Below are 13993 nucleotides of genomic sequence, written 5' to 3'. Positions count from 1 at the left end.
ATGTTCCGACACCTTGTCCTGGGCCTGGCGGCGTTGTCGCTCGTATCCTGTGCCGGTTCCAGCCAGGTGGGCGGTGCGCCAAATCTTCAGGTGGTTGAAGGCAATGCGTTGCCGTCACCCGGCCGTTTCGATCTGACCAAGGCCAGCCGGCCCTATCTCGTCGGGCCGTTCGACAAATTGACGATCGACGTGTTCGGCATTCCGGAAATGCAGCAGCGCGATATCGCGGTCGATGCGGGCGGGCGCATATCTTTCCCGCTTGCTGGCAATCTCGACGTTGCGGGCAAGACCCCGGATGAAGTCGCGACGTTGCTGCGTGACCGCCTGAAGGAGCGGTTCGTGCGCGATCCGCAGGTGACCGTCAACCTCAAGGAAGCGGTCAGCCAGGTCGTCACCGTCGACGGGGAGGTTCGCAAGCCCGGCCAGTATCCGGTAATTGGTCGCATGACGCTGTTGCGCGCGATCGCCATATCGGAAGGGACGAGCGAATTTTCCAATCTCGACCATGTCGTGGTGTTCCGGCAGGTTGAGGGGCGCGATCTTGCCGCGCTCTATAGCCTGCGCATGATCCGGCAAGGCGCCTATGCCGACCCGGAGATCTTCGGGAATGACGTGGTGGTCGTCGGGGACTCGCGAGCGCGCAGGATTTTCAAGGACTTCCTTGGGATCGTACCGCTCTTGACGACACCGCTTATCGTCGCACTCCAGTGACGGACGATCCGATGCCGAACGGCGACGGGCCGGCGCTGGAGTTCGGACTTTGTGGTGTAGCTGCAGTTTATGGGCTTTGATATGAACAGTGTCGCGGTTGCCGATACGCCGAGCGTGGGTGCGGGTGCAGGTATGGCGCCTGAATCGCAATGGATCGCTCCGCCGATCCTGAAGCGGTACTTCTACCTCCTGCTTCGCTGGAAATGGGTTGTGCTGGGCGCGGTCCTGGCGTGCCTAGCGATCGGGGTCATCGTTACGTTGCTTACCGCGCCGACCTATACGGCGACGACCCAGATCGAGATCAGCCGCGAGCAGAAGAAGGTCACCAACGTCGAGGGGCTGGATTCCAATCGCAGCGGGCCGGACATGGAATTCTACGAGACCCAGTATGCCCTGCTCAAGGCGCCGTCGCTGGCGGAGCGGGTTTCGACCTCGCTCGACCTGGCGCGGAGCGAGGAGTTCTTTGCGGCCGCGGGTGTGAAACTCGATGAGAAGACCGCGGGCGATCCGAAGACCGGGGCACTGACCGCTGCCCAGCGCGAGCGGCGTCAGCGTGCAGTGATTACGACGCTTCTTAGAAACGTGACGGTTGAGCCAGTCCGGCGTTCCCGTCTGGTGAAGGTGAGCTATACCAGCAGGTCGCCGGTGGTTTCCGCTCAGATCGCCAACGCCTGGACACAGCAGTTCATCGGCGCCACGATGGACCGGCAGTTCGCATCGACCTCCGATGCCCGCAAGTTCCTCGAGGAACGTCTCACCGCGCTGAAGTCAAGGCTCGAGGAATCGGAGCGACAGTCGGTTGCTTATGCGACCGACAAGGGCATCGTCGCGCTGGAAACGGTCCGTAATCCCGATGGCCGCACGATGGGCCAGCGGACCTTGGTCGCGGCCGATCTTGAGGCGCTGAATACCGCGCTATCGACGGCGGTGGCGGAGCGCATCGCTGCGCAGAGCCGGGTAAATTCGGGCAGCGGCGAGGCGAATGTCGAGGCGCTTTCCAATACCGCCATTGCGGACATGCGCCGCCAGCGCGCCGAGGCGGCGGCCGAGCGCGCGACATTGCTCGTCCAGTTCGAGCCGGGCTATCCCGCCGCCCGCGCATTGCAGGAGAAGATCGACAGCCTCGACCAGGGTATCGCCCGGGAGACCGCGCGCATAACCTCCAGTCGCTCGCAGGCGCATCTCCAGACCTATCAGGAGGCGCTCGCCAAGGAAAGCCGCCTGAAGGGTGAGGTCGATCGACTTCGGGGCGCGCTGGATTCGCAGCAGCGCGACAACATCCAGTACGGCATCTACCAGCGCGAGGCGGATACCAACCGCCAACTCTACGACGCGCTGTTGCAGCGCTACAAGGAGATCGGCGTCGCCGGTACCGTCGGCGTGAACAACATCGCCATCGTCGATCGGGCGGAAGTGCCGACGACGGCCTCGGCGCCCAGCCTGCCCAAGAATCTCGCGATCGCGATGTTTCTTGGCCTGCTGATCGCGGGCGGCCTGGTGTTCGCGCTTGACCAGATCGACGAGGGCGTGGTCAGCCAGCAGCAGGTCGGGCAGCTGCTGCAGTTGCCGACGCTGGGCTTCGCGCCTCTTTCAGAAGGGTCGCCGGCCGAGGAACTCGCCGACCCGAAATCGACATTGTCGGAAGCCTATTTCAGCATTCATTCCAGCCTGGCCTTCGCGACACCGCACGGCATGCCACGCTCGATCATGGTGACCAGCACGCGCGCTGGCGAAGGCAAGTCGACGACGTCGCTGGCGCTCGCTCGGATTATCGGTCGTACCGGCAAGAACGTGTTGCTCATCGATGCGGACATGCGGTCCCCGTCGGTTCACGAACTGTTCGCCATCGATAACCGTGCCGGTCTCAGCAACCTGTTGACCGGTCGCGAGGATGCCGGAGCGCTCATTCGCGATAGCGGGTTCAAGGGGCTGTCGCTGATGACTGCCGGTCCTACCCCGCCGAGCCCAGGTGAGCTCCTGAGCGGCGACCAGCTCAAGGAACTGATCACTGCGTTGCTGGAGCAGTTCGATCACGTCGTTATCGATTCGCCACCAGTGCTCGGCCTGACCGATGCGCCGCTCATCACCGGTGCGGTCGAAGGATGCGTCTATGTGATCCAGGCCGGTCGCGTGCCCGTGCGCGGTGTGCGCGGCGCATTGCAGCGCCTCCGCATGGTCAATGCCCATATCTTCGGTGCTGTGCTTACCAAGCTCAACCGGCGTGACGGCGACTACGGCTACGGCTACGGCTATGGCTACGGCTATGGATACGGCTCGACGGATTCTGAGGATGGCGACGGCGCGCGGACCTGATCGGCCGTGACGACGTCGGCCGCCCTCCCGCCCGCGATACGCAAGGCGGTCCTCTGGGCGCTGCTGGTTGGACTGGCGATCATGGCCGCGCGGCATGCTGCGGTCGGCTATCTGGCGAACACGGCGCCCGCCGTGGCGCTGCGCCTTGATGGAGGCGATCCCGTCGTTTTGCTGACCGATATGGAGCAGCAGCTCCTGATGTCTCGCGGTGCCGACCTGTCGCCCGCTGAGTTGCGAGATCGCGGGAGGCAGATATTGGGTGGAGCCCCGCTTTCGGTGGGCGGGTTGCGACTGATGGGTATCGCCGCCGCCGCGCAGGGCAATGCCCGAGATGCCCTCAAGCTCATGCATCTCGCGACCCGCGTTTCGCGCCGTGATCTGGGTACCAATGCCTGGATGATCGAGGAGCGGGTGTCGGCTGGCGATGTGGCGGGCGCGCTCGATCGCTATGATCTGGCGCTGTCCACCGACCAGCGCGCGCCGGCGGTGTTGTTCCCTGTTCTGACGGCGGCGCTGGGCGAACCGCAGATTGCCACGGCCTTCATGCCGTGGATCGGTCGTGAAAGGCCGTGGATGCCGAGCTTCCTGGAATACGCCATCGCCAACGGCGAAGCGCCCGCTGCTTTGGCCGATCTGATTCTCAAGCGAGGCGGGTTGCCCCGTGCGGCAGCGTATCGGCCGCTCGACACATTGTTGCTACGACGGCTCGAGGTCGCGCGCCAATATTCGACGGCCTATCGTTATGCGCTTTCCTTGCCGGGGGTCCGTCCGTCGGTGATGACGGACCCGGGCTTCACCCGCGACACCCTGGATTCGCGGCTCGCGCCGTTGACCTGGCAGTTGTCCAATCCGTCAGACACTCGCGCGCAGCAGGATGACGACGGGCGGGTTGCGGTGTTCGCCCAGCCGAATGCCAACGGCGTCGCGGCGATCCGATTCCTGTTCCTGAAGCCGGGTACCTATCGCTTTCATTATACCGTCGAGCCGGTGCCGAACCTGGACCCGGTATCCTTGTCGTGGGAAATGCGCTGCGCGCCGCGCCACGAGGATCTGGCCTGGCGGCAGGAAGTTCCCGCGAGCGACGAGGCGCGGAAATTGACGTCCTCGATCGCAATTCCGGCAAGATGTCCGGTCCAGCAGATGTCGTTGGTGGCGACCGGACGGGATTCCCAGTCAGAAGGCGGTGTTAGAGTCGGTCCGCTTGTTCTCGATACGGTTTCGATCGCGGCAGGCATGCGTGATCGGACGGTAGAACTGGCGGCGGCGGCCTCCTCGCGATAAGAGCCGCCGAAATCGCGCGGTCGAGTTCCTCGCGACGTTGATCAGGATAAGGTGTGGTAAAACGATGAGCGATCCCTTTGTGGTGGCCAAGCCTGCGGCTGGGCGCCGCGTGCTGATAACTGGCACTGCTGGCTTCATCGGCTTCCATCTGGCAAACCTGCTGCTCGAAGAAGGGTTTCTCGTCCACGGCTATGACGGGTTCACCGACTATTACGACGTCTCTCTGAAACGGGCGCGCGACGAGCACCTCCGTCGTCACCCCGGTTTCTCTGCCACTGAAGCGATGCTGGAAGACGAGACGGCGGTATGGGCGTCGGCTGAGGCATTCCGGCCCGAAGTGATCGTACACCTCGCCGCGCAGGCTGGCGTTCGCTACAGCCTGGAGCAGCCGCGCGCTTATCTCGACAGCAACGTCATCGGGACGTTCAACGTCATGGAGGCCGCGCGCAAGCTGGAAGTCGCGCATCTGCTGATGGCCTCCACATCGTCGGTCTATGGCGCCAACGAGGACATGCCTTTTGCCGAGACCGACAAGGCGGACACGCAGCTGACCATCTACGCGGCGACCAAGAAGGCCAACGAAAGCATGGCGCACGCCTATGCGCATCTGTGGGGCATACCAACCACGATGTTTCGTTTCTTCACGGTTTACGGGCCATGGGGCCGTCCTGATCTGGCGCTGTACAAGTTCGTCGATGCGATCCTTGAAGGGCGCCCGATCGATATTTACAATAATGGTCAGATGCATCGCGATTTCACGTTCGTGGGCGATCTCGTCCGGGCGATCCGCCTCCTCGTCGATGTCCCGCCGGTTCGTCCGGCGGTTGGGGAAGCGGTGGAAGATGGCGATAGCCTCTCGCCGGCCGCGCCGTACCGCGTGGTCAACATCGGCAATTCCGACAAGGTGCGTCTGCTCGACTTCGTCGATGCGATCGAAGCCGAACTCGGAGTGAACGCGATCCGCAACTACATGCCCATGCAGATGGGAGACGTGCCTGCGACCTGGGCCGACGCGAGCCTGTTGCAGCGTTTGACCGGTTATCGCCCCGCGACCGATGTGCGCGACGGGATTGCGCGCTTCGTCGCCTGGTTCCGGGATTACTACGGTAAATGACGGGGTTCGCGCGTCGTCGGCACCCCAGTGTGTCGGCTAGACGCGGAGACGCCTTCATATCTTGGTCAACTTTGGCTGGACATCGGCTTTCGTGCGCAATCGACTGAGAATAATTGTCTTTGTTTCCAGCCTGTCTGCGGGTGGCGCGGAACGGGTCGCGGTTCGCCTGTCAGAGGTCTTTCATCAGGCCGAGTACGATGTCTGCTTGTTGACCCTGTCGGGGACGGAAGCCGATTTCTACCAGGTCGCGCCCGGCGTGACCCGGATAGGGCTGGACAGAGCGGGGGCGAGTGGCGGCCTTATAACGGCAGTACGCAACAATCTGGGACGATTGCTGGCGTTCAGAAGGGCGGTAACGACTTATCGTCCTGACGTCGTACTTGCGCTCGCCGATCGATCCAACGTGCTGATGCTGTTGGCCACAATCGGGATGCGATGTGGCAAGGTCATTTCCGAACGGAGCAACCCCGCCGCAGAGTGGCAGCCGCTCACGTGGCGATTGCTGCGTCGGCTGGCCTATCCGACCGCGCACCTGCATGTTGCGCAGTCAGGCCATGTCGCAAGGTGGATGGCGGATCGCTTTCGCGGCTTGCGCAATGTCGTGATCGGCAATTCCGCGGGCCCCGCCGTGTCCGACAGACGGGACCGTGACGAGGCGGCCGGTCGCTTGGTGCGCCTGGTTTCCGTCGGCCGTCTATCGCGTGAGAAGGGCGTCGATCTGCTGATCGACGCCTTCGCGGATGTTCGCCTCCGCGAGGCTGAAGTTCAACTGACCATCGTCGGCGATGGCCCCGAACGCGGCAATCTCGAGGCTCAGGCGCATGCCATGGGACAAGGCCAGCGCGTTCATTTTGCCGGCGCGGTGCAGGATGTCTTTCCTGCGCTCGCCGAGGCGGACGGCTTCGTACTTCCCTCACGGTACGAAGGCTTCCCCAATGCCATGATCGAGGCGATGGCCGTCGGCCTGCCGGTGATCGTGGCGCGGTGTCCGGGGGGCACATCGGACGTTCTCGGGGAAAAGCTCGACAGGTACGGGCTGGAGTTCTCACCCGGCGACGCCGCCGGCTTGGTTACCGCTATAGACCGGTTCCTGCGCTCCCCAGATTTGCGCCGACGCCTTGCTGCCGCCGCGCTCGAGCGATCCGACGACTATAGTTCGGAGAAGATCGCCGCGGCGTGGATCGAGGCGATCGAGGGCGTCGCGCGGCGCTCATCGGCGGTCAAGGCCGAATGACTTGACGCATTCCGTATCTCCGTTGCGGCGAGTCTTCGCATCGGTCGTGTCGGGCGGGACGGGGGCTCTGCTTGCCGCCCTCGCTCCGCTTGTCACCACTCCCATCATGCTCGCCTATCTTGGAGACTATCGATACGGCCTTTGGATGATGCTCACCTCCGTGGCGGCGGTCGTAGCCCTGTCGGACTTCGGTATTACGAACGGCATCACGACCGAACTGTCGCAGACCGCGACGGTGGCCAAGGAACGACGCCGGCTGATCAGTAACGCCTATGTCATCCTCGCGGCAGCCGGTGTCGGTCTGGCGTGCCTGCTGGCGCTTTTCTTTGTCGGGGTGCGATTGGTCAGCTCAAGCGAGGCGGAACGATCGTTCGCCGCGATGCTGGTCGCGGTGTTGCTGCCTATCGCGCTTGGCGTTCCGCTCGGCTTCGTGCTTCGCCTTCTCTACATCGACCTGCGCGGTTTCGAAGCCAGTATCGCGCCTGGCGTCGCGGCGTTTCTGTCGGTGGCCATCGCGTTTCTGGGCATTGGAGCGGGGCTGGATCCAGCACTGCTCGTGTTCTGCTTCCTCGCGACCGTACCGACCGTCTACCTCGGCCTGACATTGCGCTATTTCTATCGGAACAAATCCCTTGTTCCCACATCTGCCGATTGGGATCCGGCAACCGCACGGCGGATTCTGAGAAGCGGACGGATGTTCGTGGTGCTTTCGCTGCTCGTCATTCTCTGCAATCGGCTCGACTACATCATCGTCGCGCGTGTGGTCGGCGTCGTCGATCTGGTGCCGTATTCGATAGCTGATCGGTTGATCGGGATCGCCAATGCAGCGGTCGTTGTTCTGGGAGCATCGCTCTGGCCGGTTTTCGCGCGCAAGATCCATGAAGGCGAGGTGGCGTGGGTCTGGTCGAGCATCCTGAAAATCAACTTGGTCACCTTGGCGGCCTACGCGGCTTTCACGGTCCTGCTCGTTTTGTTCTACAACATGATCGTGGAGGCTTGGCTGGGAACCGCGAAGGACGCATCTCCGGCGGTGCTTGTGTCGTTGGCGCTCACGTCGATGGTGATAGCGCTTGCCTCACCCTATTTTGCGGTAGCGAACAGCGTCGGGGCGATAAAGGAGCAGATGCTCGGGTATCTCGCACTTCTGGCGGTCGGTCTTCCCCTGAAAAGCGTGGCGGGCGCGATGTTCGGTCCGGCGGGCGTTGCGGCCGGCGCCTTTCTCAGCTGGGCCTTGGTCATGCTGCCGACCATCGTCTTCACGGTGTGGCGGAGGTTGAGGGTGGCGTCGGTGTCGGGGAGGCCTCTTTGAAAGTCCTGATCGCCGGTCATGTCTATTACGACGTGGACAATGCCGCGATGTTCCGCGTGCGCGAGGTGAGCGGCGCGCTGCAACGATTGGGGCATGATGTGACGATCGTAGATGGTCTGTCGTCGGATGGCCCCAGGCGATACAGCGCCACTGACGTGAAATTGGAGCGCGTCCGGTCATCTTCCACGATCAGGCATCGGCTGGGGCGCAAGTTCGGAGTTGGCTTCGGCTTTCTGGACGCGAACGCCGCGCGGGAGCGCGTTGACATCATTTATTGTTACGGCAGCGAGTTGAGCTGGGTTCTCAGCTGCTGGAGGGTCGCGCGCCGGCATCGTGCTCGATTGGTGCTGGATGTGACCGAACTATACGGTTTCGAGGAGATGGCCACGTCATTCTCGACAATCCGAACACGTGTCGGCACCTGGATTGGTATTTTCCTGTGTGTCCCCATGCTGGCGGATGCGGTGGTCGTGCCAAGCAGGAGATTCCAACGATTGATCGCGCGGCTGGGAAAGCCGGCGCATCTGCTCCCGCCCTTCTTTGACGACCTTGCGGCGGGCCGACGATCCGCTGCTGATGCCAATGTGCTGGTCCTTGCTTATGCCGGCAGCCCGTCGAACAAGGAGTGGCTGTCCCTGATCTTTCGTGCTTTGGCGATTGTCGAACTTCCCCAAAGCAAGCGCATCGATGTGCAACTCGTCGGTCTGGATCGATCCGCGGTCGAAGTTGTCGCCCATGAAAGCGGCGCGGCCCACCTGCTGGAGCGAGAGGGCGTTCGCATTCTGGCGAGGGGCAGGGTCGATGTCGCGGAAGCCAGGGCGATTGTGGGGGCGGCCGATTTTTCGCTAGTCATCCGTCATCCGTCCATCCGCGTGAACTACGGCTTCCCATCCAAGGTGGCGGAGGCCTTTCGCCTCGGAACCCCGGTCATCGGCAACGCGTATTCCGATTTGGCGTTCTGCCTAGAAGATGGGAGGAACGGATTGTTTCTCCGCGATGAAACGGATGCTGGCTTGGCAGCATTGTTCGCTCGGGCGCTCGCCATGGATGTTGTGGAACGACAGCGGATGAGAGAGGCGGCGGCGGCCACCGGCAGGCGCACTTTTTCGGTCGAAGCGGGGGCTTCAAAGCTGAGGGGGGTGGTCGCCGGTTGACGTACGGCGTTTTGCAAGCGAAGCGCATCGAAAGGTCGGCGCTGAATGGGCGCTTCGTGGTTGCCCACACCGATCGCTCAACATGCGAGGCTGGTTTCTTCGCGACGCAACGCCTGTCGGTACGTCGAACCTCATCCGTGGGTCACTCCTTTGGTATTGTGATATAAGCCATGAGCTCAAAATATCTGCAAAAGGCATTCGATACCCCTCTGGTCTTATCAGCTGGCTATCTTCTTTTTTCTATTGCGCTGTTTATAATATCTCCGATGTTTCCTTATGCGGACAATAGATTTTACACATTACTATACGGATGCGCTGCGGTAATTTTCTTTGTTGTGGGCTACCGCGCATATATCAGCCGAGTTGGCGGCGATTATACCGTCTATAGTGGCGGCTCTACTCGACTTGACGCTGTTATAATATTAGCGTGCTTCGCTAATATTATTTATTATGTCCCTCAGATAAACTCTGCTCTAGATTATTATGGATTTTCAGTTTTTGATTCATTCAACGATATAGGAATGAACTATCTTACTAAAGATGAACTGATTGAAGATCTTGGATATCAGACACTTGGCCCAGTGTATTCTATATTGAACATATTGGCCTTCTTGCAAATTGTTGCTTTTGTAGTTCCAGTATTTAAATGGTCAGAAATTGGATCTATAGCGAAAATACTAACTATAGTTTCTGCTGTGGTTGTTATGTTTTTCTATATTTCAATTGGTACAATGTCTGGTGCATTTTATATTGTCGTCCTTTCATTTTCTGGATGGCTTGCTTCTCAATATTTCGGAAATCTCGATAGGGTTGATTCTATCAAAGTAGCTGTAGCAAAATTCACGAAAATAATTCGATATGGTTTGGCGGTAGGCTTTGCGTTTTTTTTGTTCATGGTCTTCAATCTCTCATCAAGAAGTGAGCGTATCAATGTTAATCTGCCACTTCTTTATGATGATGGATCAGTTATTTACCGTATATTCGGTCATAGGATCGGCGATGGCATTGGCCTTGCCTTGGCCTACATCTCTCATGGCTGGTATGGTTTAGGAAAGTCCTTCGAGGTTGATTTTCTGTGGACACAAGGCCTGTCTTTCAGCCGCGTGCTTACCAGTTATTATTATAGATTCGCGGGCATTGTCAGCGAACCGATCCCGCTGTCCTACCCTGTTCGACAAGAAAACCTCACCGGATACCCGCCGTTCAGTTACTGGAGTACGGCCTTTCCGTGGCTCGCATCCGATTTCACCTTTGCGGGTGCCTTGATTCTTATGGCGTTGTTCGGTGCATTCTACGCAAAAATGTGGGTCGGCGCGGTGCGCGAGGGGTGCCTGGTGAGCGTGACGCTGTTCGGACTGCTGACGATCGGCGCACTCTTTCTGAACGCCAATATGCAGATCACCGACAACAAGATGCTCATGCTGGCGTTTATGGCGCTATGCTGCATGTACCCGTTTCGTGGCGTGATTAACCGCGCGATCATGGCCTGACAGGATCGGTGGCGCGACGTAGGTGATATCGTTCGATGGATAATCAGATGTTCAACGGCAAGACGCTGCTCGTCAGTGGGGGGACCGGCTCGTTCGGCAATGCGGTGCTGCGCCGCTTTCTCGCCAGCGAGATCCGCGAAATTCGCGTCTTCAGCCGGGATGAGAAGAAGCAGGACGACATGCGTCGTCGCTATGACAGTCCCAAGCTCAAATTCTATATCGGTGATGTGCGGGATTCGCGTAGCATCGCCGCGGCGGTGGCCGGGGTGGATTTCATTTTCCATGCAGCGGCGCTGAAGCAGGTCCCGTCTTGCGAATTCTATCCGATGCAGGCGGTCCAGACCAACGTGATCGGCACCGAAAACCTGCTCGCGGCGGCGGTCGCGGCGAAGGTGCAACGGGTCATCTGCCTGAGCACCGACAAGGCGGTTTATCCGGTGAACGCCATGGGTATGAGCAAGGCGTTGATGGAGAAGGTGATGGTCGCCGCCAGCCGCGAAGGTGAGAGCGGCGATACCATCATCTGCGGTACGCGATACGGCAATGTCATGGCGTCGCGCGGCTCGGTGATTCCGCTGTTCGTCGATCAGGTGCGGCAAGGTCGGCCGATCACGGTGACCGACCCCGCGATGACGCGATTCATGATGTCGTTGGACGATGCCGTTGATCTGGTCCTTTATGCCTTCGCGCACGGAAAGAAGGGAGACATCTTCGTCCAGAAAGCGCCCGCAGCAACCGTCGAGACGGTCGCCCGGGCCATCCTGGCTTTGATGCAAAAGTCGGATCACCCTATCGATGTGATCGGATCGCGGCATGGCGAGAAGCTGTACGAGTCGCTGTTGGGCCGCGAGGAATGGGCGTGTGCGGAGGATCTGGGGGACTATTTCCGCGTGCCGGCGGATCAGCGCGATCTAAACTATGCGCGCTACGTCGAGCAGGGTGAAGATCGCATCACCCGTGCGCTGCATGGTGAGGAGTATAATTCCCACAATACCGAACGGCTCGATCTCGACGCGACCAAGGCGCTGCTGCTCAAGCTGGATTTCATACGCCGGGCCATTTCCGGCGGCGCTGCGTCGATGGAAGAATGACGGTGCGCGTCCTTGTCACGGGAGCCGACGGGTTCATCGGCCGAAACCTGATGGTCCACCTGGGAGAGCAGCACGGCTATGAGCCTTCTGCCTTCACGCGGCGGGATCCGGTCGCGAATCTTGAGACACTCGCGTCGCGAGCGGATGTAATCGTTCATCTGGCCGGCATTAACCGGACCGAGGATCCCGCCGATTTTGTGCGCGGCAATGTCGATCTCACCTCGGCACTGTGCGACGCGATCGAGGTCGGGGCGGACGGCGGTCGATATCCGGTCGTGATCTATGCCTCTTCCATTCACGCCGAGCGCGACACCGATTATGGCCGAAGCAAGCGTGGCGCCGAGGCGCGGCTAAGCGCGGCTGCGAAGGCCAGCGGCATCGATGCTCACGTTTTTCGATTGCCTAATGTCTTCGGGAAGTGGTGCCGGCCCAATTATAATTCGGCGATCGCGACCTTCTGCCACAATATCGCGCGCGGTCTGCCGATCCGCATAGATGATCCCGATGCGGTAATGCGGCTTGTCTACATCGACGACGTCGTGTCTGCATTTCTGCGCATCATTCGCGGTGAGGCTCCGGCGAGAGAACCGGAGGGCTTTGCGACCGTCAGTCCTGAGTATCGGCCAACCCTGGGGCAGGTGGCGGCGCAACTGCACGCGTTTCGCGGCAGTCGGGAGAATCACATCGTGGAACGGGTCGGCTGCGGCCTGACGCGTGCGCTCTATTCGACCTATCTTTCCTATCTCGACCCCGCGGATTTCGACTATCCGGTCACCGTTCACCGCGATCCTCGCGGGGCGTTTGCGGAAATGCTGCGAACCAGGGATTCGGGGCAGATCTCATTTTTCACCGCCGGGCCTGGCGTGACGCGCGGTGGACATTACCACCACAGCAAGACCGAGAAATTCCTTGTCGTCAAAAGCAGGGCGCGGTTCTGTTTTCGCCATATGGTCACCGGAGAACGGCATGTGGTCGACGTCGATGGCAATATCCCGCGGATCGTCGAGACCATACCGGGCTGGGCTCACGACATCACGAATACGGGCGATGAGGATATGGTGGTGTTGCTCTGGGCCAATGAGCAATTCGATCCGAACTCGCCAGACACTGTACAGGCCGCTGTTTGATGGAACGTGAGATGCGGGATGCCCCAAAACTAAAAGTAATGACGATTTTGGGGACGAGGCCTGAAATCATTCGGCTTTCTCGTGTGATGTCGGCTCTGGATCGATATTGCGAACAGACCATTGTTCATACCGGACAGAATTACGATTATGAACTGAGCGAGGTTTTCTTCAACGACCTCGGCGTGAGGAAGCCGGACGTTTTTCTGAATTGCGCCAAGCCGGAGAATTCGGCTGCTGAGACGATAGGTGCTCTTATCGGTTCGGTTGACAGAGTGCTGGATGCGCACCGCTCCGACGCGTTGCTAGTGCTGGGCGACACCAATAGCTGCCTGTCGGTGATCCCGGCCAAGCGGCGGAAAATTCCCATTTTTCATATGGAAGCCGGAAACCGCTGTTTCGACCAGCGTGTTCCCGAGGAGATCAATCGGCGGATCGTCGATCATGTCGCCGACATCAACCTGACGTACAGCGATATTTCTCGCGAGTATCTTTTGCGCGAGGGCCTGCCGCCCGATCAGGTCATCAAGACCGGTAGCCCGATGTTCGAAGTGCTGACTCATCACGCGCCAAGGATCGCGGCGTCGAGAGTCCGGGAGGATCTGTCGCTCGAGGCGCACGGCTATTTCGTGGTCAGCGCGCATCGCGAGGAAAATGTCGAGCCCGAGCAGGCGTTCAGGCGCCTCGTAAAGATCATTAACGGCGTGGCGCGCCGCTTTGACCTTCCGGTGATCGTATCGACCCATCCGCGCACGAGGCGGCGCATTGAGACGCTGGGCGTAGACTTCGAGCCGATGGTTCGGCTGATGAAGCCACTCGGATTCTTCGACTATGTAGCGCTTCAGCGCGATGCCCGCGCGGTGCTGTCTGATAGCGGAACGATCAACGAGGAGGCGTCAATCCTCAATTTTCCCGCGCTGAACATTCGTGAGGCGCACGAGCGTCCCGAAGCCAGCGAGGAGGCGTCGACCATGCTGACCGGCCTCAGCCTCGATCGGGTTATGCAGGGACTGGAAATCCTTGAAGATCAGCCGCGGGGGGGCGAGCGCCTGCTCCGGCCGGTTGCCGACTATATGTCACCCAACGTGTCCGAGAAGGTGGTGCGGATCATCCTGAGCTACACCGATTATGTTAACCGCGCGGTATGGAAAAAATACGGTAGCGAATGAGCG

11 protein-coding genes are annotated in these 13993 nt (G+C 60.2%); all 11 read left to right on the top strand.

Features of this window, described 5'->3' with window-relative positions; genetic code table 11:
- The 11 genes from VYI76_RS11155 (at position 1) to wecB (ending at position 13990) form a co-directional block, all read left to right on the top strand.
- Complete coding sequence (locus VYI76_RS11155; RefSeq protein ID WP_326524820.1) at positions 1 to 711, top strand: polysaccharide biosynthesis/export family protein; 711 nt, start codon at positions 1 to 3, stop codon at positions 709 to 711.
- Positions 712 to 792: 81 nt separating this feature from the next.
- On the top strand, positions 793 to 3024 hold the full coding sequence (locus VYI76_RS11150; RefSeq protein WP_326524819.1) for a GumC family protein: 2232 nt from the start codon (positions 793 to 795) through the stop codon (positions 3022 to 3024).
- A gap of 6 nt (positions 3025 to 3030) precedes the next feature.
- Positions 3031 to 4305, top strand: a complete 1275-nt coding sequence (locus tag VYI76_RS11145) for a hypothetical protein (RefSeq protein WP_326524818.1) — start codon at positions 3031 to 3033, stop codon at positions 4303 to 4305.
- 64 nt (positions 4306 to 4369) lie between these two features.
- On the top strand, positions 4370 to 5419 hold the full coding sequence (locus tag VYI76_RS11140; protein ID WP_326524817.1) for an NAD-dependent epimerase/dehydratase family protein: 1050 nt from the start codon (positions 4370 to 4372) through the stop codon (positions 5417 to 5419).
- A gap of 91 nt (positions 5420 to 5510) precedes the next feature.
- Positions 5511 to 6653: a glycosyltransferase gene (locus tag VYI76_RS11135; RefSeq protein ID WP_326524816.1), complete on the top strand. Its 1143-nt coding sequence runs from the start codon at positions 5511 to 5513 to the stop codon at positions 6651 to 6653.
- A gap of 106 nt (positions 6654 to 6759) precedes the next feature.
- Positions 6760 to 7962 carry a hypothetical protein gene (locus VYI76_RS11130; RefSeq protein WP_326524815.1) on the top strand — a complete coding sequence of 401 codons (1203 nt, stop codon included), beginning with the start codon at positions 6760 to 6762 and terminating at the stop codon, positions 7960 to 7962.
- Positions 7959 to 9116 carry a glycosyltransferase gene (locus tag VYI76_RS11125; RefSeq protein ID WP_326524814.1) on the top strand — a complete coding sequence of 386 codons (1158 nt, stop codon included), beginning with the start codon at positions 7959 to 7961 and terminating at the stop codon, positions 9114 to 9116. Before VYI76_RS11130 ends, VYI76_RS11125 begins: the two co-directional genes overlap by 4 nt.
- A 170-nt stretch (positions 9117 to 9286) precedes the next feature.
- Positions 9287 to 10606, top strand: coding sequence for a hypothetical protein (locus VYI76_RS11120; RefSeq protein WP_326524813.1), 1320 nt, complete (start codon positions 9287 to 9289; stop codon positions 10604 to 10606).
- A 35-nt stretch (positions 10607 to 10641) separates the two neighbouring features.
- Complete coding sequence (locus VYI76_RS11115; protein WP_326524812.1) at positions 10642 to 11697, top strand: polysaccharide biosynthesis protein; 1056 nt, start codon at positions 10642 to 10644, stop codon at positions 11695 to 11697.
- Positions 11694 to 12824, top strand: coding sequence for a UDP-2-acetamido-2,6-beta-L-arabino-hexul-4-ose reductase (wbjC, locus tag VYI76_RS11110; RefSeq protein WP_326524811.1), 1131 nt, complete (start codon positions 11694 to 11696; stop codon positions 12822 to 12824). Before VYI76_RS11115 ends, wbjC begins: the two co-directional genes overlap by 4 nt.
- Entirely contained in the window at positions 12824 to 13990 is a 1167-nt protein-coding gene (gene wecB, locus VYI76_RS11105; RefSeq protein WP_326524810.1) for a non-hydrolyzing UDP-N-acetylglucosamine 2-epimerase, read from the top strand. The genes wbjC and wecB overlap by 1 nt, the downstream gene beginning before the upstream one ends.
- Positions 13991 to 13993: the final 3 nt, after the last annotated feature.

The organism is Sphingomonas sp. (assembly GCF_035910975.1).
GTDB lineage: Bacteria > Pseudomonadota > Alphaproteobacteria > Sphingomonadales > Sphingomonadaceae > Sphingomonas.
This window is presented reverse-complemented; position numbering and strand designations above follow the sequence as displayed.